This window comes from Modestobacter sp. KNN46-3 (genome assembly GCF_011039295.1).
On record NZ_JAAKGN010000004.1, the window covers coordinates 66023 to 89204 of the forward strand.

Annotated in this window: 23 protein-coding genes and 1 pseudogene; 3 read left to right on the forward strand and 21 right to left on the reverse strand. The window is 69.2% G+C overall.

The genetic code is table 11. The annotated features are described in order from the left end of the window. Window positions 1-20: 20 nt before the first annotated feature. The 18 genes and pseudogenes from rplE to rpsL form a co-directional block, all read right to left on the reverse strand. Complete coding sequence (gene rplE, locus G5C62_RS02665; protein WP_036334284.1) at window positions 21-605, reverse strand: 50S ribosomal protein L5; 585 nt, start codon at window positions 603-605, stop codon at window positions 21-23. Between the two features lie 5 nt (window positions 606-610). After that, a complete protein-coding gene (gene rplX, locus G5C62_RS02670) occupies window positions 611-925 on the reverse strand; it encodes a 50S ribosomal protein L24 (protein ID WP_036334358.1) in 315 nt (104 codons plus the stop codon). 35 nt (window positions 926-960) lie between these two features. After that, window positions 961-1329, reverse strand: coding sequence for a 50S ribosomal protein L14 (gene rplN / locus G5C62_RS02675; RefSeq protein WP_026844850.1), 369 nt, complete (start codon window positions 1327-1329; stop codon window positions 961-963). A gap of 200 nt (window positions 1330-1529) precedes the next feature. Continuing rightward, window positions 1530-1832 (reverse strand): 30S ribosomal protein S17, encoded by a 303-nt coding sequence (rpsQ, locus tag G5C62_RS02680; protein ID WP_036334280.1) that lies wholly within the window; start codon window positions 1830-1832, stop codon window positions 1530-1532. After that, the gene (rpmC, locus tag G5C62_RS02685) at window positions 1829-2062 is read right to left on the reverse strand and encodes a 50S ribosomal protein L29 (RefSeq protein ID WP_014742850.1); all 234 of its coding nucleotides are present in this window, start codon (window positions 2060-2062) and stop codon (window positions 1829-1831) included. The genes rpsQ and rpmC overlap by 4 nt, the downstream gene beginning before the upstream one ends. Next, window positions 2062-2478, reverse strand: coding sequence for a 50S ribosomal protein L16 (gene rplP / locus G5C62_RS02690; RefSeq protein WP_014742851.1), 417 nt, complete (start codon window positions 2476-2478; stop codon window positions 2062-2064). Before rplP ends, rpmC begins: the two co-directional genes overlap by 1 nt. Window positions 2479-2481: 3 nt before the next feature. Further along, entirely contained in the window at window positions 2482-3411 is a 930-nt protein-coding gene (gene rpsC / locus G5C62_RS02695) for a 30S ribosomal protein S3 (RefSeq protein ID WP_036334278.1), read from the reverse strand. Between the two features lie 119 nt (window positions 3412-3530). Continuing rightward, window positions 3531-3878, reverse strand: a pseudogene (gene rplV, locus G5C62_RS02700) (50S ribosomal protein L22); the annotation flags it as partial. A gap of 28 nt (window positions 3879-3906) precedes the next feature. Then, complete coding sequence (gene rpsS, locus G5C62_RS02705) at window positions 3907-4188, reverse strand: 30S ribosomal protein S19 (protein WP_036334275.1); 282 nt, start codon at window positions 4186-4188, stop codon at window positions 3907-3909. Between the two features lie 23 nt (window positions 4189-4211). Continuing rightward, the gene (rplB, locus tag G5C62_RS02710; RefSeq protein WP_036334274.1) at window positions 4212-5045 is read right to left on the reverse strand and encodes a 50S ribosomal protein L2; all 834 of its coding nucleotides are present in this window, start codon (window positions 5043-5045) and stop codon (window positions 4212-4214) included. A 54-nt stretch (window positions 5046-5099) separates the two neighbouring features. Then, window positions 5100-5402, reverse strand: a complete 303-nt coding sequence (gene rplW / locus G5C62_RS02715) for a 50S ribosomal protein L23 (protein WP_014742856.1) — start codon at window positions 5400-5402, stop codon at window positions 5100-5102. After that, window positions 5399-6187 (reverse strand): 50S ribosomal protein L4, encoded by a 789-nt coding sequence (rplD, locus tag G5C62_RS02720; RefSeq protein ID WP_164699906.1) that lies wholly within the window; start codon window positions 6185-6187, stop codon window positions 5399-5401. The genes rplW and rplD overlap by 4 nt, the downstream gene beginning before the upstream one ends. Next, window positions 6184-6849: a 50S ribosomal protein L3 gene (gene rplC, locus G5C62_RS02725; RefSeq protein WP_036334270.1), complete on the reverse strand. Its 666-nt coding sequence runs from the start codon at window positions 6847-6849 to the stop codon at window positions 6184-6186. The genes rplD and rplC overlap by 4 nt, the downstream gene beginning before the upstream one ends. Before the next feature lie 13 nt (window positions 6850-6862). Next, window positions 6863-7168: a 30S ribosomal protein S10 gene (gene rpsJ / locus G5C62_RS02730; protein ID WP_014742859.1), complete on the reverse strand. Its 306-nt coding sequence runs from the start codon at window positions 7166-7168 to the stop codon at window positions 6863-6865. A 119-nt stretch (window positions 7169-7287) separates the two neighbouring features. Beyond that, window positions 7288-8481 carry an elongation factor Tu gene (gene tuf, locus G5C62_RS02735; protein ID WP_036334269.1) on the reverse strand — a complete coding sequence of 398 codons (1194 nt, stop codon included), beginning with the start codon at window positions 8479-8481 and terminating at the stop codon, window positions 7288-7290. A 90-nt stretch (window positions 8482-8571) separates the two neighbouring features. Further along, window positions 8572-10671 carry an elongation factor G gene (fusA, locus tag G5C62_RS02740; RefSeq protein WP_036334268.1) on the reverse strand — a complete coding sequence of 700 codons (2100 nt, stop codon included), beginning with the start codon at window positions 10669-10671 and terminating at the stop codon, window positions 8572-8574. Between the two features lie 87 nt (window positions 10672-10758). Further along, window positions 10759-11229 (reverse strand): 30S ribosomal protein S7, encoded by a 471-nt coding sequence (rpsG, locus tag G5C62_RS02745; RefSeq protein WP_164699907.1) that lies wholly within the window; start codon window positions 11227-11229, stop codon window positions 10759-10761. Then, entirely contained in the window at window positions 11229-11603 is a 375-nt protein-coding gene (gene rpsL / locus G5C62_RS02750; RefSeq protein ID WP_036334266.1) for a 30S ribosomal protein S12, read from the reverse strand. Before rpsL ends, rpsG begins: the two co-directional genes overlap by 1 nt. Before the next feature lie 625 nt (window positions 11604-12228). On the opposite strand from rpsL, the gene G5C62_RS02755 reads away from it, so the two are divergent. From G5C62_RS02755 to G5C62_RS02765, 3 genes are all read left to right on the forward strand, one after another. Further along, window positions 12229-13209: a hypothetical protein gene (locus G5C62_RS02755; protein ID WP_164699908.1), complete on the forward strand. Its 981-nt coding sequence runs from the start codon at window positions 12229-12231 to the stop codon at window positions 13207-13209. A 71-nt stretch (window positions 13210-13280) separates the two neighbouring features. Beyond that, the gene (locus tag G5C62_RS02760) at window positions 13281-13496 is read left to right on the forward strand and encodes a hypothetical protein (RefSeq protein ID WP_036334357.1); all 216 of its coding nucleotides are present in this window, start codon (window positions 13281-13283) and stop codon (window positions 13494-13496) included. Window positions 13497-13582: 86 nt separating this feature from the next. Continuing rightward, window positions 13583-14623, forward strand: a complete 1041-nt coding sequence (locus tag G5C62_RS02765) for an LLM class F420-dependent oxidoreductase (protein ID WP_164699909.1) — start codon at window positions 13583-13585, stop codon at window positions 14621-14623. A gap of 112 nt (window positions 14624-14735) precedes the next feature. Here G5C62_RS02765 and G5C62_RS02770 read toward each other — a convergent pair whose 3' ends face one another. The 3 genes from G5C62_RS02770 to rplL form a co-directional block, all read right to left on the reverse strand. Further along, a complete protein-coding gene (locus G5C62_RS02770; protein ID WP_164699910.1) occupies window positions 14736-18635 on the reverse strand; it encodes a DNA-directed RNA polymerase subunit beta' in 3900 nt (1299 codons plus the stop codon). Window positions 18636-18731: 96 nt separating this feature from the next. Next, a complete protein-coding gene (gene rpoB / locus G5C62_RS02775) occupies window positions 18732-22124 on the reverse strand; it encodes a DNA-directed RNA polymerase subunit beta (RefSeq protein ID WP_052090896.1) in 3393 nt (1130 codons plus the stop codon). A 652-nt stretch (window positions 22125-22776) separates the two neighbouring features. After that, a complete protein-coding gene (gene rplL, locus G5C62_RS02780; RefSeq protein ID WP_036334258.1) occupies window positions 22777-23166 on the reverse strand; it encodes a 50S ribosomal protein L7/L12 in 390 nt (129 codons plus the stop codon). Between the last annotated feature and the right edge of the window lie 16 nt (window positions 23167-23182).

Below are 23182 nucleotides of genomic sequence, written 5' to 3' on the forward strand. Positions count from 1 at the left end.
TACCTTCTACGCAGACCGCGTCAGCGGGTGGCGTTCACGACGGTCTGGCCGGCGAAGGGGAACCCGAGCAGCGACAGCAGCTCCCGGCCCTCCTCGTCGGTGGTGGCGGTGGTCACCAGGGTGATGTCCATGCCGCGGGGCCGGTCGATCTTGTCGACGTCGATCTCGCGGAACATCGACTGCTCGGTCAGACCGAACGTGTAGTTGCCGTGGCCGTCGAACTGCTTGGGGTTCAGGCCACGGAAGTCACGGATGCGGGGCAGGGCCAGCGACAGCAGCCGGTCCAGGAACTCCCACATGCGGTCGCCGCGGAGGGTCACCTTCGCGCCGATCGGCATGCCCTCGCGCAGCTTGAACTGCGCGATCGACTTCCGGGCCCGCACGACGGCGGGCTTCTGGCCGGTGATGGCGGTGAGGTCGCGGACCGCGCCGTCCATCAACTTGGCGTCACGGGTGGCCTCGCCGACGCCCATGTTGACCACGATCTTCACGAGACCGGGGATCTGCATGACGTTGGGGTAGCCGAACTCGGACTGGAGGGCCGGCGCGATCTCCTCGCGGTACCGGGCCAGCATGCGGGGCAGCTCACGGGTGGGTGCGCTCATGGTGATCAGAGGTCCTTACCGGTGCGCCGCGAGACCCGGATGTTGCGGCCTTCCTCGTCCTTGCGGTAACCGACCCGGGTCGGCTTGTCCTCGGAGTCGATCACCATCACGTTGCTCACGTGGATGGCGGCCTCCTGCGTGACGATCCCGCCCTGCTGGGCACCGCGCTGGGTGGTGCTGATCCGGGTGTGCTTCTTCACCCGGCCGATGCCCTCCACCAGGACCTTCTGGGTCCGGGGGAAGGCCGCGATGACGCGGCCCTTGGCACCCTTGTCCTTGCCGGCCAGGACGACGACGGAGTCGCCCTTCTTGACCTTCATCGACGGGGTCTTCCCGCTCGTCGGCTGAGCCATGATCACAACACCTCCGGAGCGAGCGAGATGATCCGCATGAAGCGCTTGTCGCGCAGCTCCCGGCCGACGGGGCCGAAGATGCGCGTGCCGCGCGGGTCGCCGCTGTCGCGGATGATCACCGCGGCGTTCTCGTCGAAGCGGATGTAGGAGCCGTCCGGACGACGGCGCTCCTTGACCGTGCGGACGATGACGGCCTTGACCACATCGCCCTTCTTGACGCCTGCGCCCGGCAGCGCGTCCTTGACGGTGGCGACGATGACGTCACCGATGCCCGCGTAGCGACGCCCCGAGCCACCGAGCACGCGGATGCACAAGATCTCCTTGGCCCCGGTGTTGTCGGCGACCCTGAGCCGCGACTCCTGCTGGATCACTTCCTGCTCCTGAATCTGAGTGGCGACAGCCGGACCGGATCGGTGAACCGGCTGTCCGGCACCCACGTGCGGACGCACCGGCAGCGAGCGCCGCCGGTGCGTCCGTGCACGGGTACCGGGATGCGGCGAGCTCCGAAGAGCGCGCCAGTCGTCCAGGGTACTCCCTGCTCACCGACCCCGAGAGGCCGGTTGTCGACTTCTTACTTGGCCTTCTCCACGACCGTCACCAGACGCCACCGCTTGGTGGCGGAGGTGGGGCGCGTCTCCATGATCTGCACCCGGTCGCCGATGCCGGCGGTGTTCTGCTCGTCGTGCGCCTTCAGCTTGCTGGTGCGACGCAGAACCTTGCCGTACAGCCCGTGCTTCACGCGGTCCTCGACCTCGACGACGATGGTCTTGTCCATCTTGTCGCTGACGACCAGGCCCTCACGGACCTTGCGGTAGCCACGCCCGGCCAGGCCGGGGCCGGTCGAGGTATCGGCGGTGTTGGTGACCTCGCTCATGCGACCCCCTCGTTCGGGGCGACCGAGAGACCGAGCTCGCGCTCGCGCATGATCGTGTAGATCCGGGCGATGTCGCGGCGGACGGTCTGCAGTCGCCGGTTGTTGTCCAGCTGGCCGGTGGCCACCTGGAACCGCAGGTTGAACAGCTCTTCGCGCGACTCGCGCAGCCGGGTGGCCAGCTCGTCGGCGGACAGCTCGCGCAGCTCAGGCGCAGTGAGGCCGGCGGCCATCACACCTCTCCTTCGCGAGTGATGAAGCGGCACTTCATGGGGAGCTTGTGGATCGCGCGGCGCATGGCCTCGCGGGCCACCGGCTCGGCGACACCCGACAGCTCGAACATGATCCGACCGGGCTTGACGTTCGCCACCCACCACTCGGGCGAGCCCTTGCCGGAACCCATGCGGGTCTCGGCCGGCTTCTTCGTCAGCGGGCGGTCGGGGTAGATCGAGATCCACACCTTGCCGCCACGCTTGATGTGACGCGTCATGGCGATACGAGCGGACTCGATCTGCCGGTTGGTCACGTACGCGGGCTCGAGAGCCTGGATCGCGAAGTCACCGAAGTTGATCGCGGTGCCGCCCTTGGCCCGCCCGGTGCGGTCGGGGTGGTGCTGCTTGCGGTGCTTGACCCGACGTGGGATGAGCACTGGTCAGCCCTCCGTGTTCTCGGCGCCGGCGGCCTTCGCGGCCGCGGTGCCCTCGGCACCGGCGGCCTCGCCGATGCTCTGCGCGGGGGCAGCCTCACCCGAGACGACGGCGACGGCGCTGGTGGCGTCCGCGGGAGCCTCGGCCGGCTGCTCGGTGGAGACCGGGGCGTCAGCCGCAGCGCGGCCTGCCTCGGTGCCCCCGGCAGTGGTGCCGGACGAGCCGGACCGCCGCTGGGGACGCTGGGCGCGCTCACGGCGCTGCTGACGCTGCGCGAGGGCCTCGAGGGCCTCCCGCTCCGCGCGCGAACCGCTGGCGTCGCCCTTGTAGATCCAGACCTTCACACCGATGCGGCCGAAGGTCGTGCGGGCCTCGTAGATGCCGTAGTCGATGTTCGCCCGGAGCGTGTGCAGCGGCACGCGGCCTTCGCGATAGAACTCCGAACGGCTCATCTCGGTGCCGCCGAGGCGACCCGAGCACTGCACCCGGATGCCCTTGACCTGCGGGCTGCGCTGCGCGGATTGCATCGCCTTGCGCATGGCACGACGGAAGCTGACCCGGCTGGAGAGCTGCTCGGCGACGCCCTGGGCGACCAGCTGCGCGTCGGACTCGGGGTTCTTCACCTCGAGGATGTTCAGCTGCACCTGCTTGCCGGTGAGCTTCTCCAGCTCACCGCGGATGCGGTCGGCCTCCGCACCACGGCGACCGATGACGATGCCCGGCCGGGCGGTGTGGATGTCCACTCGGACCCGGTCACGGGTGCGCTCGATCTCCACCTTCGAGATCCCGGCGCGCTCCATGCCCTTGCCCATGAGCTTCCGGATGGCCACGTCTTCCTTGACGTAGTCGGCGTACAGCTTGTCCGCGTACCACCGGGACTTGTAGTCGGTGGTGATGCCGAGCCGGAACCCGTGCGGGTTGACCTTCTGACCCACTAGCGGGTCCCTCCCCTCGTGTTGCTCTTCTGCTGCTGGGTGGCCGGGCCAGACTGCCCGGTCTCCCGACGTGCCTTGCGCGACCGCAGGGCCAGCTCAGCGCTCGAGCTCACCTCGGTCACCTCGACGGTGATGTGGCTGGTCCGCTTGTTGATGCGGAACGCCCGGCCCTGCGCACGCGGACGGATCCGCTTGAGCGTGGGGCCCTCGTCGACGAACGCGGCGCTGACGACCAGCGCTGCGGGGTCCAACTGCAGGTTGTGCTCGGCGTTGGCGACCGCGCTGGCGACGACCTTGGCCACCGGCTCGCTGGCGGTCTGCGGGGTGAAGCGCAGCAGTGCCAGGGCCTCGTCGGTCGGCAGGTAGCGGATCATGTCCACCACCCGGCGGGCCTTCATGGGGGTGACGCTGACGAACCGGGCCGTGGCCCGGGCGACCGGCGTCTCCTGTCCCAACTGGGAAGTCATCTGGGTCTCTTCTCTACCTGGTCGTCGCTCAGCCGCGCCGCGACCGGCGGTCGTCCTTGACGTGCCCACGGAAGGTGCGCGTGGGCGCGAACTCGCCGAGCTTGTGCCCGACCATCGCCTCGGTGACGAACACCGGGACGTGCTTGCGGCCGTCGTGCACGGCGATCGTGTGCCCGAGCATGTCGGGGATGATCGTCGAACGCCGCGACCAGGTGCGGATGACGTTCTTGGTGCCCTTGTCGTTCTGTACGTCCACCTTGGCGAGCAGGTGGTCGTCGACGAACGGGCCCTTCTTGAGGCTGCGTGGCATGTCTGTCGGACTCCTCTACCCGCTCAGCGCTTCTTGTTGGTGCGCCGGCGGCGCACGATCAGGGCATCACTGGCCTTGCGCTTGCGCGTCCGGCCCTCCGGCTTGCCCTTCGGGTTGACCGGGTGCCGGCCACCGGAGGTCTTGCCCTCACCACCACCGTGCGGGTGGTCCACCGGGTTCATGGCGACACCACGGACGGTCGGGCGCTTGCCCTTCCACCGCATCCGCCCGGCCTTGCCCCAGTTGATGTTCGACTGCTCGGCGTTGCCGACCTCGCCGATGGTGGCGCGGCAGCGGACGTCGACGTTGCGGATCTCCCCCGAGGGCATCCGCAGCTGGGCGAAACGACCCTCACGGGCGACCAGCTGGACGCTGGTGCCGGCCGAGCGGGCGATCTTGGCCCCGCCACCGGGCCGCAGCTCGATGGCGTGGATGACCGTGCCGACCGGGATGTTGCGCAGCGGCAGGTTGTTGCCCGGCTTGATGTCGGCCGCCGGGCCGCACTCGACCGTGTCGCCCTGCTTCAGCTTCGCCGGAGCGATGATGTAGCGCTTCTCCCCGTCGGCGAAGTGCAGCAGCGCGATGCGCGAGGTGCGGTTCGGGTCGTACTCGATGTGCGCGACCTTGGCCGGCACACCGTCCTTGTCGGCCCGGCGGAAGTCGATGAGGCGGTAGGCGCGCTTGTGCCCACCGCCCTGGTGACGAGCAGTCACACGACCGTGGACGTTGCGCCCGCCACGACCGTGCAGCGGTCGGACCAGCGACTTCTCGGGATGGTCGCGGGTGACCTCGGCGAAGTCGGCGACGGACGAGCCGCGGCGGCCCGGCGTCGTCGGCTTGTACTTACGGATGGCCATGGTTCCTCAGAGTCCCTGTCTGTTCTCTCTGGTCCGATCGGTGGTCACCGGCGCTCAGGCGCCGGGTCCACCGAAGAGCTCGATGCGGTCACCGGGGGCAACGGAGACGATGGCGCGCTTGGTGTCCTTGCGCTTCCCCATCACAGCGCCCTTGGAGCGCTTCCTCTTCCCCTGGCGGTTGATCGTGTTGACGGCGAGGACCTTCACGTTGAAGACCTGCTGCACAGCGATCTTGATCTGGGTCTTGTTCGCGTCGGGCCGGACGATGAACGTGTACTTGTTCTCGTCCAGCAGCCCGTAGCTCTTCTCCGAGATGACCGGGGACAGCAGCACGTCCCGGGGGTCGCGGACGCTCATGCCTTCTCCTCGGACGTCTCGGTCGTGGTGGCCGGCGCGATCGAGGGCACGTCGCCGTCGATCTCGTGGGTCTCCAGGTCGGGGAGCTCGGCCGAGGAGGCCGCGCCCTTGCCGCCCCGGGCCGGGCCGGTGACGTACTCGGTCAGCGCGGTCTCGGTGAAGACGACCTCGTCGGACACCAGCACGTCGTAGGTGTTCAGCTGACCGGCCTCGATCAGGTGCACCCGCGGCACGTTGCGCAGGCTGACCCAGTTGAGGACGTCGTCGCGGTCGAGGACGACCAGCACGCGCTTGGCGGTGCTGATCGCGTCCAGGACCTTGAGCGCGGCCTTGGTCGAGGGCGCGTCGCCGTCGACGAACGCGGAGACGACGTGCACGCGGCCGTCACGAGCCCGGTCGGAGAGGGCACCGCGCAGGGCGGCGGCCTTCATCTTCTTGGGCGTCTTCTGCTCGTAGTTCCGCGGCTGCGGACCGTGCGAGATGCCACCGCCGGTGAACTGCGGCGACCGCAGCGAACCCTGACGGGCACGGCCGGTGCCCTTCTGGCGGTACGGCTTGGCGCCGGTACCGCTGACCTGGGCACGCGTCTTGGTCGAGTGCGTGCCCTGGCGGGCCGCGGCCAGCTGGGCGACGACGACCTGGTGCAGCAGCGAGACGTTGGCCGGGGTGTCGAACAGCTCGCCGGGCAGCGTGACGCTGCCGGAGGTCTCCCCCGCCGGCGTCCGGACGTCGACCTGGCGGTCGGACCGGGTGCCGGCCGGACCTGCCGATGTCGATGCGGTCACTTCGCGTCACTCCCTACGGGGCCGCCCTTGACCGCGGAACGGACGAGCAGGAGCCCGCCGCGCGGACCAGGGACAGCGCCCTTGATCAGGACCAGGCCCTTCTCCGTGTCGACCTGGTGGACCTTCAGCGAGAGCGTGGTCGTGGTGACCGCGCCCATGCGCCCGGCCATGCGGACGCCCTTGAAGACACGACCCGGGGTGGAGGCCCCGCCGATCGAGCCGGGGGCGCGGTGCTTGCGGTGGGTGCCGTGGCCGGCGCCGAGGCCCTTGAAGCCGTGACGCTTCATGACGCCGGCGGTGCCCTTGCCCTTGCTGGTGCCGATGACGTCGACCTTGGCCACGTCGGAGAAGACCTCGGCGGTCAGCTCCTGACCGACCGAGTAGTCGGCGGCGTCCTCGGTGCGCAGCTCGACCAGGTGCCGACGCGGGGTGACGCCCGCCTTGGCGAAGTGCCCGCCCTCGGGCTTGTTCACCTTGCGGGGGTCGATCGCACCGAAACCGAGCTGGACGGCGGAGTAGCCGTCCTTCTCAGGGGTGCGCACCTGGGTGACCACGCACGGGCCCGCCTTGATGACGGTCACCGGCACGATGCGGTTGTTCTCGTCGAATACCTGGGTCATCCCCAGCTTCTCGCCGAGGAGACCACGGAATGTGCTCGCCATGTCTGGACAGCCCTTACTGGATGTTGACGTCGACCGAGGCCGGCAGGTCGATGCGCATCAGCGCGTCGACCGTCTTCGGCGTCGGGTCGAGGATGTCGATGAGCCGCTTGTGCGTACGCATCTCGAAGTGCTCGCGCGAGTCCTTGTACTTGTGCGGCGAGCGGATGACGCAGTACACGTTCTTCTCCGTCGGCAGCGGCACCGGGCCGACGACGCGCGCTCCGGTCTTCGTCACCGTGTCCACGATGCGCCGAGCCGAGGCATCGATGGCCTCGTGGTCGTAGGCCTTCAGCCGGATGCGGATCTTCTGTCCCGCCATCGGTTGTCTTCGCTCCTGCCGATCGGTTGTGAAAGTACAAGTGGGTCTGCTGACCCGGGGTCGGGTCTCCCGACCCGGTTGACGGGCGGCGGCCGAACCGGCCGCCGCCCGTCAGGGTGTCACTGGTTGATCTTGACGACCCGGCCGGCGCCGACGGTGCGGCCACCCTCGCGGATCGCGAAGCGCAGGCCTTCCTCCATGGCGATGGGCTGGATCAGCTCCACCGACATCTCGGTGTTGTCACCCGGCATGACCATCTCGGTGCCCGCAGGCAGCGTGACGACGCCGGTGACGTCCGTCGTCCGGAAGTAGAACTGCGGACGGTAGTTGTTGAAGAACGGCGTGTGCCGGCCACCCTCGTCCTTCGAGAGGATGTAGACCGAGCCCTCGAAGTTCGTGTGCGGGGTGATGGAACCCGGCTTCACGACGACCTGGCCACGCTCGACGTCCTCGCGCTTGATGCCGCGCAGCAGCAGACCGACGTTGTCCCCGGCCTGGCCCTGGTCGAGCAGCTTGCGGAACATCTCGACGCCGGTGACGGTCGTCTTGGTCGAGTTCGGGCGGATGCCGACGATCTCGATCTCCTCGGAGACCTTGACGATGCCGCGCTCGACGCGGCCGGTGACGACCGTGCCACGACCGGTGATCGTGAAGACGTCCTCGACCGGCATGAGGAACGGCTTGTCGATCTCACGCTCGGGCTCGGGGATCGCCGTGTCGACGGCGTTCATGAGCTCCATGAGCTTGTCGCCCCACTCGGCGTCGCCCTCGAGGGCCTTCAGCGCCGAGACGCGGACCACGGGGACGTCGTCGCCCGGGAACTCGTACTCGGACAGCAGCTCGCGGACCTCTAGCTCGACGAGCTCGAGGATCTCCTCGTCGTCGACCATGTCGGCCTTGTTCAGCGCCACCACGATGTAGGGGACACCGACCTGGCGGGCCAGGAGCACGTGCTCCTTGGTCTGCGGCATCGGGCCGTCGGTGGCGGCGACCACCAGGATGGCGCCGTCCATCTGCGCGGCACCGGTGATCATGTTCTTGATGTAGTCGGCGTGCCCGGGGCAGTCGACGTGCGCGTAGTGCCGGTTCTCGGTCTGGTACTCGACGTGGGCGATCGAGATCGTGATGCCGCGAGCCTTCTCCTCGGGCGCCTTGTCGATCATGTCGAACGCGGACGCCTCGTTGAGGTTCGGGAACTTGTCGTGCAGCACCTTGGTGATCGCCGCGGTCAGCGTCGTCTTGCCGTGGTCGATGTGCCCGATGGTGCCGATGTTGACGTGCGGCTTGGTCCGCTCGAACTTGGCCTTGGCCACTGGGTTCCTCTCGTCGATTCTTCGCAGTCGTTCGCGTGTCTGGGGTGCGAGCTCACGCTCGCGGTGGCCGGCGGGTGGACCGCCGTCCGGTTACTCGCCGGTCGCCTTGGCGATGATCTCCTTGGCGACGTTGGCCGGGACCTCGGCGTAGGTGTCGAACACCATGGTGTAGCTCGCCCGCCCCTGAGTGCGGCTGCGCAGGTCGCCCACGTAGCCGAACATCTCCGACAGCGGCACCAGGGCCCGGACGACGCGAGCGCCGGAACGCTCCTCCATCGCCTGGATGGTCCCGCGGCGGGAGTTCAGGTCGCCGATGACGTCGCCCATGTTCTCTTCGGGGGTGACGACCTCGACCGCCATCATCGGCTCCAGCAGGGCCGGGCTGGCCTTGCGGGCGGCCTCCTTGAAGGCGATCGATCCGGCGATCTTGAAGGCCATCTCCGAGGAGTCGACCTCGTGGTACTGGCCGTCCAGGAGCGACGCCTTGACGCCGACCATGGGGTAGCCGGCGAGGATGCCGTACTGCATGGCGTCCTGCATGCCGGCGTCGACCGACGGGATGTACTCCCGCGGGATGCGCCCACCCGTGACCTTGTTCTCGAACTCGTAGGTCGCCGAGTCGCCGCTCATCTCCAGCGGCTCGAGGGCGATCTGCACCTTCGCGAACTGGCCGGAGCCACCCGTCTGCTTCTTGTGCGTGTAGTCGTAGCGCTCGACGGCCTTGCGGATCGTCTCGCGGTAGGCCACCTGCGGCTTGCCGACGTTGGCCTCGACGTTGAACTCACGCCGCATGCGGTCGACCAGGATCTCCAGGTGCAGCTCACCCATGCCGGAGATGACCGTCTGACCGGTCTCCTCGTCGAGGCGGACCTGGAACGTCGGGTCCTCCTCGGCCAGCTTCTGGATGGCCGTGCCCAGCTTCTCCTGGTCGCTCTTCGTCTTCGGCTCGATGGCGACCGAGATGACCGGCGCCGGGAAGGTCATCGACTCGAGGATGACCGGCTTCTGCGGGTCGCAGAGCGTGTCACCCGTCGTGGTCTGCTTCATGCCGTTGACGGCGACGATCTCGCCGGCGCCCACGCCCTGGCGCTCTTCGCGCTTGTTGGCGTGCATCTGGTAGATCTTGCCGACCCGCTCCTTGCGGTCCTTGGTGCTGTTGAGCACCGGGGAACCCGCGTCGAGCTTGCCGGAGTAGACCCGGATGTAGGTGAGCTTGCCGAGGTGCTGGTCCGTCTGGATCTTGAAGGCCAGCGCGGAGAACGGCTCGTTCTCGTCGGCGTGCCGCAGGACCTCGGTCTCGCCGTCGAGCGCGGTGCCGACGATGGCCTCGACGTCCAGCGGGCTGGGCAGGTAGTCGACGACCGCGTCGAGCAGGGGCTGCACGCCCTTGTTCTTGAAGGCCGTACCGGTCAGGACCGGGTTCACCTGGCCGGCGATGGTGGCCTTGCGGATGGCCGCCTTGAGCCGGTCGACGGCGATCTCCTCGCCGGCGAGGTAGTCCTCCATCAGCGAGTCGTCGAAGTCCGCGATGTTCTCGAGGAGCTTCTCGCGGTACTCCGCGGCCTGGTCGGCCAGCTCGGCGGGGATGTCCTCGATGGCGTAGTCCTCGCCCATCTTGGTCTCACCGCGCCAGGTCAGGGCCTTCATCTGGACCAGGTCGACGACGCCGATGAAGTCGGCCTCGGCACCGATCGGCAGCTGCAGCACCAGCGCGTTGGCGTTGAGCCGCTCCACCATCATGTCGACGCACCGGAAGAAGTCGGCGCCGGTGCGGTCGAGCTTGTTCACGAAGCACATGCGCGGGACGCTGTACTTCTCGGCCTGGCGCCAGACCTGCTCGGTCTGCGGCTCCACGCCGGCGACACCGTCGTAGACGGCGACCGCACCGTCGAGCACCCGCAGCGACCGCTCCACCTCGACGGTGAAGTCGACGTGACCCGGGGTGTCGATGATGTTGATGTCGTGGTCGTTCCAGGAGCACTTCGTCGCGGCGGACGTGATGGTGATGCCGCGCTCCTGCTCCTGCTCCATCCAGTCCATCGTGGCCGCGCCGTCGTGGACTTCACCGATCTTGTAGTTGATACCGGTGTAGAAGAGGATCCGCTCGGTCGTCGTCGTCTTGCCGGCGTCGATGTGCGCCATGATCCCGATGTTGCGGGTCTTGGCGAGTTGGGCCTCGTTCTGGGCCATTACGTCACTCCTCTTCGTTCTCGTCCGTGCGCGGTGTCCGGGGGTCGCCCGGTTCCACCGCGGGCAGCGGCTGCTGATGGACTGGCGTCACCAGCGGTAGTGCGCGAAGGCCTTGTTCGACTCGGCCATCTTGTGCGTGTCCTCGCGGCGCTTGACCGCGGCACCGAGGCCGTTGCTGGCGTCCAGCAGCTCGTTCATGAGGCGCTCGGTCATCGTCTTCTCGCGACGCGCCCGGCTGTACTGGATGAGCCAGCGCAGTCCGAGGGTCGTGCTGCGGGAGGGGCGGACCTCGATCGGCACCTGGTAGGTCGCACCACCGACGCGGCGGCTGCGCACCTCGAGGGCGGGCTTCACGTTGTCCAGCGCGCGCTTGAGCGTGACGACCGGGTCGGTGTCGTTCTTCGCCCGGACGCCCTCGAGGGCGCCGTAGACGATCGCCTCGGCGACAGAGCGCTTGCCGTCCACGAGCACCTTGTTCACCAGCTGGGTCACCAGCGGCGACTGGTACACCGGGTCGGCGACGAGCGGACGCTTCGGCGCGGGGCCCTTGCGCGGCATTAGCTCTTCTCCTTCTTCGCGCCGTACCGGCTGCGAGCCTGCTTGCGGCCGCGGACACCCTGGGTGTCCAGCGAGCCACGGATGATCTTGTAGCGGACGCCGGGCAGGTCCTTCACCCGGCCGCCACGCACGAGCACCATCGAGTGCTCCTGCAGGTTGTGGCCGACGCCCGGGATGTAGGCGGTCACCTCGACACCGCTGGTGAGGCGCACGCGAGCGACCTTGCGCAGCGCCGAGTTCGGCTTCTTCGGCGTCGTCGTGTAGACGCGCGTGCACACGCCGCGGCGCTGAGGGGATCCCTTCAACGCCGGGGTCTTGGTCTTCTCGACCTTGTCCTCGCGGCCCTTGCGGACCAGCTGCTGGATCGTGGGCATGGGTGGCCTGGATCTCCTGCCTGCGCTGGGTCGTGCTGTGGATGTGGTGCACTGCCTGTGGTGTGCCCGGTGGCCCGGCCCTACCGAGTCTGCCCGCGACCCACCCTCCGACCCCCGCGCTCGGGCGTGTCGCCCTTCGCGAGAACCGGCCAGTTGATCGAACCGGACTCGTTGCTCCTCGCGACTCGGCGCCGGCCACACCACCTTGCAGTGGACCCCGTCGGTGACGGGAGTGGCCCCCGGCATCCGGTCGATCCGAGGACCGATGGACGCGCAGGTGCACCGCTTGCGGGAGCAGGCCCAGTCATCCTGGGCACAGCTGACCACAGTACCCGGCCCTGCCTGACCGGTCAAAGCCGGGTCGACATGTGGGCTGCGCACCGGTTCAGCCGGTCTGTCCTGCACCAACTGCCGTTGCCTCGGGCATGTTCCCGGGCGCTGCACGCAGCTGCCCGAGGGGTCGTGCGGGGAACGTACCGGAACCGGACGGCGGCGGGCAGGGGTCCCGGCGCGCGTCGTCGTCCGTCGTCACGTCGCTTCTGTCGGACTCCCGCCCTACCGTCTGTGGCGAACCGCTCACATCCCGCACCTCGTCCGTGGTGCGCCTGCCGCTCGGAGGTACGCCGTGCTCCCCGACAACGCCCGCGAACTGAAGGCCCGGCTGTCCAAGCGGCTGAGCGAGGTGCCACTGTCCAGCGTCGCGGCCAGCTCCGTCGACGGTCCTTCCCGGTGGAGCGGGGTGGCCCTGGGCCTGACGCCGGTCGCCAGAGGTCAGGTGCACCTGGCGATCCGGCTGATCGAGCAGGCCGACGCCGACGTCGTGCTGGGCGGGTTGGACGCCGGCGCCCGGGACGAGGTGGACGTCCGGGTCATCGGGCCGGTCCGGCCGCTGACCTCCCCCACCCCCGATGAGCTGCGGCGGCGGGGGCGTCCGTTGCGGCCCGGGGCGTCCGTCGGCCATCGCGACGTCACCGCCGGCACCCTCGGTGGGTTCGTCCGGCGCCGCGGTACGGAAGAGCTGCTCGTGCTCAGCAACAACCACGTGCTGGCCAACAGCGACGCGGGCGTGACGGGCGACCCGGTGTTCCAGCCGGGTGTCGCCGACGGGGGCCTCGACACCGACCGGGTCGGCAGTCTGGCCGCCTTCATCCGGTTCCGCCTCGAGCCGGGGAACCTGGTCGACGCCGCGGTCGCCGCCCTGGACCCCGGCATGACGACGAACCCCGCCGGCTACCCCGGCGGCCCGCTCTCCGCCGTGGTCGCCGCCGCGGACGACACCGACCCCGACGAGCTGGTGGAGAAGGTGGGGCGCACGACGGGCCACACGCGCGGGCGGATCACCGCCGTCGAGGTCGACGGCGTCGGGGTGCAGTTCGACGACGCCGTGCACACCTTCGACGACCAGGTGGAGATCGAGGGCGTCAGCGGGGGGTTCAGCGCCGGGGGCGACAGCGGGTCGGTGATCTGGCGCAGCCGCGACCGCGCACCGCTCGGTCTGCTGTTCGCCGGGTCGACGACGGGCGGCAGCGCCGGTGGCGGCGTCACCTTCGCCAACCCGCTGGCCACGGTGCTGCGCGAGCTCGACGTGGAGTGGTTCGCGGGCTGAGCGACCCCGGGAGGAGGACCTCGCCCGGCGTTGCGCTGTCCTGATCCGGCAGCGGGGGGCACCATGGGGGCATGACCGACCGCGCCTCCGCCCGCGCAGCCAAGGACGCGCTGGCCTCCCGCTTCGCCGCTGACCCCGGCGTCGCCGCGGTCGGGCTGGCGCGGCAGGCCGCCGACTACGTCGTCCGGGTCGACCTGACCGAGCCGGGCGCCGGCGCCCGCGTGCCGGCCGACGTCGACGGCGTACGGGTCGTCACGCACGTGATCGGCACCGTCCGCGCCCTCTGAGCGCCCCGGGGGCCCACTCCCCCGCCGGGCCGTTACCGTCGCGGCAGTGGCACCGACGAGGGTGCCACGGACGCCGAGGAGGGCGCGTGCGCATCGGGATCCAGGCCAGCTACGCCGGTGACTTCAAGCAGACCGCGGACGAGATCCGTGACCTGGAGTCCGCCGGGCTCGACGTCGCGATGTGCGCGGAGGTGTACACGTTCGACGCGGTCAGCCAGCTGGGCTACCTGGCGGCCGTGACCGACCGGGTCGAGTTGATGAGCGGCATCCTGCCCATCTACAGCCGCACGCCGGCACTGATCGCGATGACCGCGGCCGGTCTGGACTTCGTCTCCGGCGGGAGGTTCACCCTCGGGCTGGGCGCCTCCGGGCCGCAGGTCATCGAGGGCTGGCACGGGCTGCCCTACGACGCCCCCCTGCAGCGGACCCGCGAGATCATCGAGATCTGCCGCCAGGTGTGGCGCCGCGAGCGGCTGGAGCACGACGGCAAGAAGTACCAGGTGCCGCTCCCGGCCGACCAGGGCACCGGCCTCGGCAAGCCGCTGAAGCTGATCAACACCCCGGTGCGGCCGCAGATCCCGGTGCTGCTCGCCGCGCTCGGCCCCAAGAACGTGGAGCTCGCCGCCGAGATCGCGGAGAAGTGGGAGCCGATCTTCTTCCACCCAGAGCGTGCTGCCGACGTCTGGGGCGCCTCCCTCGAGGCGGGCAAGGCCAAGCGGGACCCGTCGCTCGGTGAGCTCGACGTCGTCGTCGGCGTCCCGGTGGCGATCGGCGAGGACGTCGAGCACCTGGTGGAGGCAGTGCGGCCGGGGATCGCGTTGTACGTCGGCGGCATGGGCGCCAAGGGCAAGAACTTCTACAACGACCTGGCCCGCCGGTACGGCTACGAGGCCGAGGCGGAGGCCATCCAGGAGCTGTACCTGGCCGGGCGCAAGGACGAGGCGGCCGCCGCCGTCCCGGAGGACCTCGTGCGAGCGACCTCGCTGATCGGGCCGGAGTCCTACGTGGCCGAACGGATCGCCGCGTTCGCCGCGGCCGGGGTGACCACGATCAACCTGCAGCCCCTCGACGACAGCCGCGAGGGCCGGCTCCGCACCGTCGAGACGATGCGCCGCCTGGCGGGCTGAGCCCGGCGGGGCCGGGGCAACCCGGCCCCTTGCGTCACGTGACCTCCGGTGAGACGCAGAAGGGCCCCGGGAGCTCGCGCTCCCGGGGCCCTCCTGTCACTCACTCAGCGCGTCAGCGCCAGTCGTACTCCTCGAGTCGGACGGCCTCGCCCGTGCCCTGACCGAAGACGTCCGGGCTGTAGTACTGCCCGTCGTCGTAACCGGCCATGGTGTAGACGGCGGCACGCGCCTCCTCGGTGGGCTCGACCGTGATGTTCCGGTAGCGGCTGATGCCGGTACCGGCCGGGATCAGCTTCCCGATGATCACGTTCTCCTTGAGCCCGAGCAGGCTGTCGCTCTTCCCCTGGATGGCGGCGTCGGTGAGCACCTTCGTCGTCTCCTGGAAGGAGGCGGCCGACAGCCACGACTCCGTCGCCAGCGACGCCTTGGTGATCCCCATCAGCACCGGACGGGCCGAGGCCGGCTCGCCGCCCTCGGCGACCACCCGACGGTTCTCCGTCTCGAACAGGGTCCGCTCGACAAGCGCACCGGGCAGGAACTCCGTCGCGCCCGAGTCGATGATGGTCACCCGCTTCAGCATCTGGCGGATGATCACCTCGATGTGCTTGTCGTGGATCGACACACCCTGGCTGCGGTAGACCTCCTGGACCTCGCGCACCAGGTGCAGCTGCACCTCACGCGGGCCCATGATCCGCAGCACCTCGTGCGGGTCGACCGCACCCTCGGTCAGCTGCTCGCCGACCTCGACGTGCCCGCCGTCCTCGACCCGCAGCCGCGAGCGACGCGACAGCTTGTCGTAGACGACCTCGTCGGACCCGTCGTCCGGGGTGATGGTGAGCTTGCGGAACTGGTCGCCGTCCTCGATCCGGACGTTGCCGGCCAGCTCGGCGATCGGGGCCTTGCCCTTGGGGACACGGGCCTCGAAGAGCTCGACCACACGCGGCAGACCGTGCGTGATGTCCGCGCCCGCCACACCGCCGGTGTGGAAGGTGCGCATCGTCAGCTGCGTGCCGGGCTCGCCGATCGACTGGGCGGCGATGATGCCGACCGCCTCGCCGACGTCCACGAGCTTGCCGGAGGCCAGCGACCGGCCGTAGCAGGTGGCGCAGGTGCCCAGCAGCGACTCGCAGGTGAGCACGCAGCGCACCTTGACCTCGGAGACCCCGGCGTCGACCAGCTGAGCGATCAGCACGTCGCCCAGGTCGGCCCCGGCCGGGGCGATCTGGGTGCCGTCGGCAGCGACCACGTCAGCGGCCAGTGCACGGGCGTAGACGCTGGTCTCCACGTGGGCGTCACGGATGACCGCGCCGTCCACCACGGTGCCGATCGGCATGATCACGCCGCGCTCGGTGCCGCAGTCCTCCTCGCGGATGATGACGTCCTGCGAGACGTCGACCAGCCGGCGGGTGAGGTACCCGGAGTCGGCGGTCCGCAGCGCGGTGTCGGCCAGGCCCTTGCGGGCACCGTGCGTGGAGATGAAGTACTCCAGCACGGACAGACCCTCCCGGAAGTTGGCCTTGATCGGCCGCGGGATGATCTCGCCCTTCGGGTTGGCCACCAGGCCACGCATGCCGGCGATCTGGCTGATCTGCATCATGTTGCCGCGAGCGCCGGAGTTGACCATGACCCAGACCGGGTTGGTGGTCGGGAAGTTGTCGACCATCGCCTGGCTGACCTCGGCCCGTGCCCGCGTCCAGATCTCGATGAGCTCGGAACGACGCTCGGCGTCGGTGATGACGCCCCGCTCGTACTGACGCTCGATCTTGCGGGCCTCGTCCTCGTGCCGCTCCAGGATCGCGGCCTTCACCGGCGGGGTGACGACGTCGTCGATCGCGATCGTCACGCCCGAACGGGTCGCCCAACGGAACCCGGCCGACTTGAGGGCGTCCAGCGTCGCCGCCACCTGCACCTTCGGGTAGCGCTCGGCGAGGTCGTTGACGATCGCGCCCAGCGCCTTCTTCGGCACCTGGTAGTTGACGAACCGGTAGTCCTCCGGCAGGGCCTCGTTGAAGAGGACCCGGCCCAGGCTGGTGGAGACGACGGCCGGCTGGCCGGGCTCCCAGCCCTCGGGGGCCTCCCACGGGTCGTTCGGGCCGCTGTCGACGCCGAAGACCTCGTCGAGGCGGATGAGGACCCGCTCCTGCAGTCCGAGCACGCCCTTGTCGAAGGCCATGACCGCCTCGGCCGTCGTCGAGTACGACTTGGGCCGCTCGCCCTCGGGCACCTCGACCGACCCGGAGAGGGAGGTCAGGTGGTAGAGGCCCAGCACCATGTCCTGGGTCGGCGCGGTGATCGGACGACCATCGGCCGGGCTCAGGATGTTGTTGCTGGAGAGCATGAGGATGCGGGCCTCGGCCTGCGCCTCGGCCGACAGCGGCAGGTGCACCGCCATCTGGTCACCGTCGAAGTCCGCGTTGAACGCGGTGCAGACGAGCGGGTGGATCTGGATGGCCTTGCCCTCGACCAGCTGGGGCTCGAAGGCCTGGATGCCCAGACGGTGCAGCGTCGGCGCCCGGTTCAGCAGCACCGGGTGCTCGGTGATGACCTCTTCCAGGACGTCCCACACGACCGGCCGCGCACGCTCCACCATCCGCTTGGCGGACTTGATGTTCTGCGCGTGGTTGAGGTCGACCAGCCGCTTCATCACGAAGGGCTTGAACAGCTCCAGCGCCATCTGCTTGGGCAGACCGCACTGGTGCAGCTTGAGCTGGGGGCCGACGACGATGACCGAACGGCCGGAGTAGTCGACGCGCTTGCCCAGCAGGTTCTGCCGGAACCGGCCCTGCTTGCCCTTGAGCAGGTCGCTCAGGGACTTCAGCGGACGGTTGCCCGGGCCGGTGACGGGACGGCCACGACGACCGTTGTCGAACAGCGCGTCCACGGACTCCTGGAGCATCCGCTTCTCGTTGTTGACGATGATCTCCGGCGCGCCCAGGTCGAGCAGTCGCTTGAGCCGGTTGTTCCGGTTGATCACCCGTCGGTACAGGTCGTTCATGTCGCTGGTCGCGAAGCGGCCACCGTCCAACTGCACCATCGGGCGCAGGTCCGGCGGGATCACCGGCACGCAGTCCAGGACCATGCCCATGGGCGAGTTCTGGGTCTGCTGGAACGCGGCGACGACCTTCAGCCGCTTGAGGGCCCGCAGCTTGCGCTGGCCCTTGCCGCTGCGGATGGTCTCGCGCAGCGAGACGGCCTCGGCGTCGAGGTCGAAGCCGGCGAGCAGCTTCTGCAGCGCCGCGGCGCCCATGCCGCCCTCGAAGTACTCACCGAAGCGGTCGCGCAGCTCGCGGTAGAGGCCCTCGTCGGCGATGAGCTGCTTGACCTCGAGCTTGCGGAAGGTGTCCATCACCTCGTCGAGGCGGTCGATCTCCCGCTGGGCCCGGTCGCGCAGCTGGCGCATCTCGCGCTCGCCGCCCTCGCGCACCTTGCGGCGCACGTCGGACTTGGCACCCTCGGCCTCCAGCTCGGCGAGGTCGGCCTCCAGCTTCTGCTGGCGTGCCTCCACGTCGGCGTCGCGGCGACCCTCGAGGTTGGACTTCTCCGCGCTGATCTCGGCCTCGACGGTCGGCAGGTCGCGGTGACGCGCCTCGTCGTCGACGGAGGTGATCATGTACGCAGCGAAGTAGATGATCTTCTCGAGGTCCTTGGGCGCCAGGTCGAGCAGGTAGCCCAGGCGCGAGGGGACGCCCTTGAAGAACCAGATGTGGGTGACCGGCGCGGCCAGCTCGATGTGGCCCATCCGCTCACGACGCACCTTGGCGCGAGTGACCTCGACGCCGCAGCGCTCGCAGATGATGCCCTTGAAGCGGACGCGCTTGTACTTCCCGCAGTAGCACTCCCAGTCCCGAGTGGGACCGAAGATCTTCTCGCAGAACAGACCGTCCTTCTCCGGACGGAGAGTGCGGTAGTTGATGGTCTCGGGCTTCTTCACCTCGCCGTGTGACCACTGGCGGATGTCGTCACCGCTGGCCAGACCGATGCGCAGTTCGTCGAAGAAGTTGACGTCGAGCACTCGATGTACCCCTTTCCGGGGCTAGTTCTTCGCTTCTAATCGATGAGGGTGTGGGGCCGGCCGGCCCTGACTCGCTCAGGGCCGGCCGGCGGCCGATCAGACGTCTTCGACGGACGACGGCTCGCGACGGCTGAGGTCGATGCCCAGCTCCTCCGCGGCCCGGAAGACCTCGTCGTCGGTGTCGCGCAGCTCGATCGCGTTGCCGTCGCTGGAGAGGACCTCCACGTTCAGGCAGAGCGACTGGAGCTCCTTGAGCAACACCTTGAAGGACTCCGGGATGCCCGGCTCCGGGATGTTCTCGCCCTTGACGATCGCCTCGTACACCTTGACGCGGCCGAGGATGTCGTCGGACTTGATGGTGAGCAGCTCCTGCAGCGCGTAGGCCGCGCCGTAGGCCTGCATCGCCCAGCACTCCATCTCACCGAAGCGCTGACCACCGAACTGCGCCTTACCACCAAGCGGCTGCTGGGTGATCATCGAGTACGGCCCGGTCGAACGGGCGTGGATCTTGTCGTCGACCAGGTGCAGCAGCTTCAGGATGTAGACGTAGCCCACCGAGATCGGCTCGGGGAAGGGCTCCCCGGAGCGGCCGTCGAACAGCCGCGCCTTGCCGGTCTCCTTGACCATCCGGTTGCCATCGCGGTTCGGGACCGTCGAGCCCAGCAGGCCGATGATCTCCTCCTCCTTGGCACCGTCGAAGACCGGCGTCGCGGTGCGGGTGCCCGGCGCGGCCTGACGCGCAGCGCCCGGCAGCTTGGCCGCCCATTCCGGGGTGCCCTCGACCTCCCAGCCGGTCTTGGCGATCCACCCGAGGTGGGTCTCCAGCACCTGGCCGACGTTCATCCGGCCGGGCACGCCCAGCGGGTTGAGCACGATGTCGACCGGCGTGCCGTCCTCGAGGAACGGCATGTCCTCCTGCGGGAGGATCTTGGAGATGACGCCCTTGTTGCCGTGGCGGCCGGCCAGCTTGTCGCCGTCGCTGATCTTGCGCATCTGGGCCACGTAGACCCGGATGAGCTCGTTCACGCCGGCGGGCAGCTCGTCGCCGTCCTCGCGGGAGAAGACCCGGACGCCGATGACCTTGCCGGACTCACCGTGCTTGACCTTGAGGCTGGTGTCGCGCACCTCGCGGGCCTTCTCGCCGAAGATCGCCCGCAGCAGCCGCTCCTCGGGGGTCAGCTCCGTCTCGCCCTTGGGCGTGACCTTGCCGACGAGGATGTCGCCGGGGACGACCTCGGCACCGATCCGGATGATCCCGCGCTCGTCGAGGTCGGCGAGGACCTCCTCGGAGACGTTCGGGATGTCCCGGGTGATCTCCTCGGCACCGAGCTTGGTGTCGCGGGCGTCGACCTCGAACTCCTCGATGTGGATCGAGGACAGGACGTCGTCCTGCACGAGGCGCTGCGACAGGATGATCGCGTCCTCGTAGTTGTGACCCTCCCAGGGCATGAAGGCGACGAGCAGGTTCTTGCCCAGCGCCATCTCGCCCTCGTCGGTGCACGGGCCGTCGGCGATGACCTGGCCCACCTCGACCCGCTGGCCCTCTTCGACCACCGGGCTCTGGTTGATCGAGGTGCCCTGGTTCGAGCGCTGGAACTTCAGCAGCCGGTAGGTCTGCCGGGTCCCGTCGTCGGCCATCACGGTGACGTAGTCGGCGGTGGAGTCCTCGACCACACCGGCCTTCTCGGCCACCACGACGTCACCGGCGTCGACGGCGGCACGCAGCTCCATGCCGGTGCCGACCAGCGGGGCCTCGCTGCGCAGCAGCGGGACCGCCTGACGCTGCATGTTCGCGCCCATCAGGGCGCGGTTGGCATCGTCGTGCTCGAGGAACGGGATCATCGCCGTCGCGACCGAGGTCATCTGCCGCGGCGAGACGTCCATGTAGTCGACGTTCTCCGGGGCGAGGTCGGTGGTCTCCCCGCCCTTGGTGCGGACCAGGACCAGGTCCTCGGCGAACCGGCCCGTCGCGTCCAGCGGCGAGTTGGCCTGGGCGACGACGAAGCGGTCCTCCTCGTCAGCGGTCAGGTAGTCGATCTGGTCGGTGACGGTGCCGTTCTCGACCTTGCGGTACGGCGTCTCGATGAAGCCGAACGGGTTCACCCGGCCGAACGAGGACAGCGAGCCGATCAGGCCGATGTTCGGGCCCTCAGGGGTCTCGATCGGGCACATCCGGCCGTAGTGGCTCGGGTGCACATCGCGGACCTCCATGCCCGCACGCTCACGGGACAGACCACCCGGGCCCAGCGCCGACAGGCGGCGCTTGTGGGTCAGGCCCGCGAGCGGGTTGGTCTGGTCCATGAACTGCGAGAGCTGGCTGGTGCCGAAGAACTCCTTGATGGAGGCGACGACCGGCCGGATGTTGATCAGCGTCTGCGGCGTGATCGCCTCGACGTCCTGGGTCGTCATCCGCTCGCGGACCACGCGCTCCATGCGGGAGAGGCCGACCCGGATCTGGTTCTGGATCAGCTCGCCGACCGTGCGCAGGCGACGGTTGCCGAAGTGGTCGATGTCGTCGACGCCGTGGTCGGGCTCGCCGGCGTGCAGACGCACGACGTACTCGATGGTGGCGACGATGTCGTCCTCGGTCAGCGTCGAGGTGCCCTTGGGCACGTCGACACCCAGCTTCTTGTTGACCTTGTAGCGGCCGACCTTCGCCAGGTCGTAGCGCTTCGGGTTGAAGAAGAGGTTCTCCAGCAGCGCCTGCGCCGACTCACGCGTCGGCGGCTCGCCCGGCCGCAGCTTGCGGTAGATGTCCAGCAGCGCCTCGTCCTGGCCGGCGAGGTGGTCCTTCTCCAGGGTGGCCAGCATGGTGGGCGACCACTGGAAGTGCTCGCGGATCCGATCCTCGGTCCAGCCGAGGGCCTTGAGCAGGACGCTGACCGGCTGGCGGCGCTTGCGGTCGATCCGGACGCCGACGGTGTCGCGCTTGTCGACGTCGAACTCCAGCCACGCACCGCGGCTGGGGATGACCTTGGCGCTGTAGACGTCCTTGTCCGACGTCTTGTCCAGGCTCTTGTCGAAGTAGACGCCGGGGCTGCGGACCAGCTGGGAGACGACGACGCGCTCGGTCCCGTTGATGACGAACGTGCCCTTGCTCGTCATGACCGGGAAGTCGCCCATGAACACCGTCTGGCTCTTGATCTCGCCGGTGGTGTTGTTCATGAACTCGGCGGTGACGAACAGCGGCGCCGCGTAGGTCATGTCCTTGTCCTTGCACTCCTCGAGGGACGCCTTGACGTCCTCGAAGCGCGGGTTGGAGAAGGACAGCGACATCGAGCCGCTGAAGTCCTCGATCGGCGAGATCTCCTCGAGGATCTCGGCGAGGCCGCCGACGGCGTTGGCCTGGTCCTCGGGGGCGAGGGTGGCCTTCCACTCCGGGGCGCCGACCAGCCAGTCGAACGAGGCGGTCTGCAGGGCGAGCAGGTCCGGGACCTCGAGGGGCTCGCGGATCTTGGCGAACGAGACGCGGAGCGGCGCGCCGGGGATCTTCTGCTGGTCGGTGCCGCCGGTACGGGGACCGGGCTGGACGTCGACCGCGGTGGTGCTGGGATCAGTGGTGGTGGTGCTGGTGGGGCGAGAGCCTGCCAAGATGCGTCCTTTCGAGGACCTCACGACGTGCGGGCGGTGGGTGCAGTTCGTCCTGGGTCGTCGTCGTTGTCGGCGAGGCTGACCGCGGATGCCTGCCCCGTCGGTACGGTCAACACGGGGTGACCCGGAGCCGTTCCCGGGCACCCCTCGTGACCCGTCTCGACGGGCTGGCAGTCAGAGGGCAGCGCAACAGGAGACCCTACCCCTGCTCAGCGCCGGTGTCCACGTCGGGCCGCCGGGGCGGTCGGGGACCCACCCGCGAGGGGTGGCCGGCGCCCACCCGGCCCGGGGGACACGGGGCTCCAGCAGGAGCCCGGTGCCGCGGGATCGGGGGTGAGCGGGATGAGTGCCCTGCCGATGATGCCAGTGCCGCAGCCCACGTGGGACCGCCACGCCGCGACCTGTGGGTGAACGAAGACCCCGTGGACCCCACCCGGCGACAGCGGCCGGGACGCACGACAGGGGCCGACCCACCGGAGTGGATCGGCCCCTGTCGTCAGTGCGGGGTGGTGCTACCCGGCCGCCACGGAGGTGGCGGCCGGGTGGGGGGTCACTTGACGGTGACGGTGGCGCCGGCGCCCTCGAGGGCGGCCTTGGCCTTCTCCGCAGCGTCCTTGGCGACCTTCTCCAGGACCGGCTTCGGTGCGTTGTCGACCAGGTCCTTGGCCTCCTTGAGGCCGAGGGACGTGAGGCCGCGCACCTCCTTGATGACCTGGATCTTCTTGTCGCCGGCAGCCTCGAGGATGACGTCGAACTCGTCCTGCTCGACCGGGGCCTCGGTGGCGGCAGCGCCACCACCACCGCCGGCAGCCGCGACGGCGACGGGGGCGGCGGCGGTGACCTCGAAGGTCTCCTCGAACTGCTTCACGAAGTCCGACAGCTCCAGGAGGGTCATCTCCTTGAAGGCGTCGAGCAGCTCGTCAGTGGAAAGCTTGGCCATGGTGTCTCCTTGAGGG

What these genes read in the sequence shown, in the direction of transcription:
- rpsQ (WP_036334280.1), bottom strand. Translation starts at nt 1,832, where the DNA reads ATGAGCGAGGTCACCAACACCGCCGATACCTCGACCGGCCCCGGCCTG.
- rpsS (WP_036334275.1), bottom strand. Translation starts at nt 4,188, where the DNA reads ATGCCACGCAGCCTCAAGAAGGGCCCGTTCGTCGACGACCACCTGCTC.
- rplW (WP_014742856.1), bottom strand. Translation starts at nt 5,402, where the DNA reads ATGAGCGTCCGCGACCCCCGGGACGTGCTGCTGTCCCCGGTCATCTCG.
- G5C62_RS02760 (WP_036334357.1), top strand. Translation starts at nt 13,281, where the DNA reads ATGACCGACCGCGCCTCCGCCCGCGCAGCCAAGGACGCGCTGGCCTCC.
- rplX (WP_036334358.1), bottom strand. Translation starts at nt 925, where the DNA reads ATGAAGGTCAAGAAGGGCGACTCCGTCGTCGTCCTGGCCGGCAAGGAC.
- rplL (WP_036334258.1), bottom strand. Translation starts at nt 23,166, where the DNA reads ATGGCCAAGCTTTCCACTGACGAGCTGCTCGACGCCTTCAAGGAGATG.
- rpsJ (WP_014742859.1), bottom strand. Translation starts at nt 7,168, where the DNA reads ATGGCGGGACAGAAGATCCGCATCCGGCTGAAGGCCTACGACCACGAG.
- rpsL (WP_036334266.1), bottom strand. Translation starts at nt 11,603, where the DNA reads ATGCCCACGATCCAGCAGCTGGTCCGCAAGGGCCGCGAGGACAAGGTC.
- rplE (WP_036334284.1), bottom strand. Translation starts at nt 605, where the DNA reads ATGAGCGCACCCACCCGTGAGCTGCCCCGCATGCTGGCCCGGTACCGC.
- fusA (WP_036334268.1), bottom strand. Translation starts at nt 10,671, where the DNA reads ATGGCCCAGAACGAGGCCCAACTCGCCAAGACCCGCAACATCGGGATC.
- rplC (WP_036334270.1), bottom strand. Translation starts at nt 6,849, where the DNA reads ATGGCGAGCACATTCCGTGGTCTCCTCGGCGAGAAGCTGGGGATGACC.
- rpsG (WP_164699907.1), bottom strand. Translation starts at nt 11,229, where the DNA reads ATGCCGCGCAAGGGCCCCGCGCCGAAGCGTCCGCTCGTCGCCGACCCG.
- rplB (WP_036334274.1), bottom strand. Translation starts at nt 5,045, where the DNA reads ATGGCCATCCGTAAGTACAAGCCGACGACGCCGGGCCGCCGCGGCTCG.
- rpmC (WP_014742850.1), bottom strand. Translation starts at nt 2,062, where the DNA reads ATGGCCGCCGGCCTCACTGCGCCTGAGCTGCGCGAGCTGTCCGCCGAC.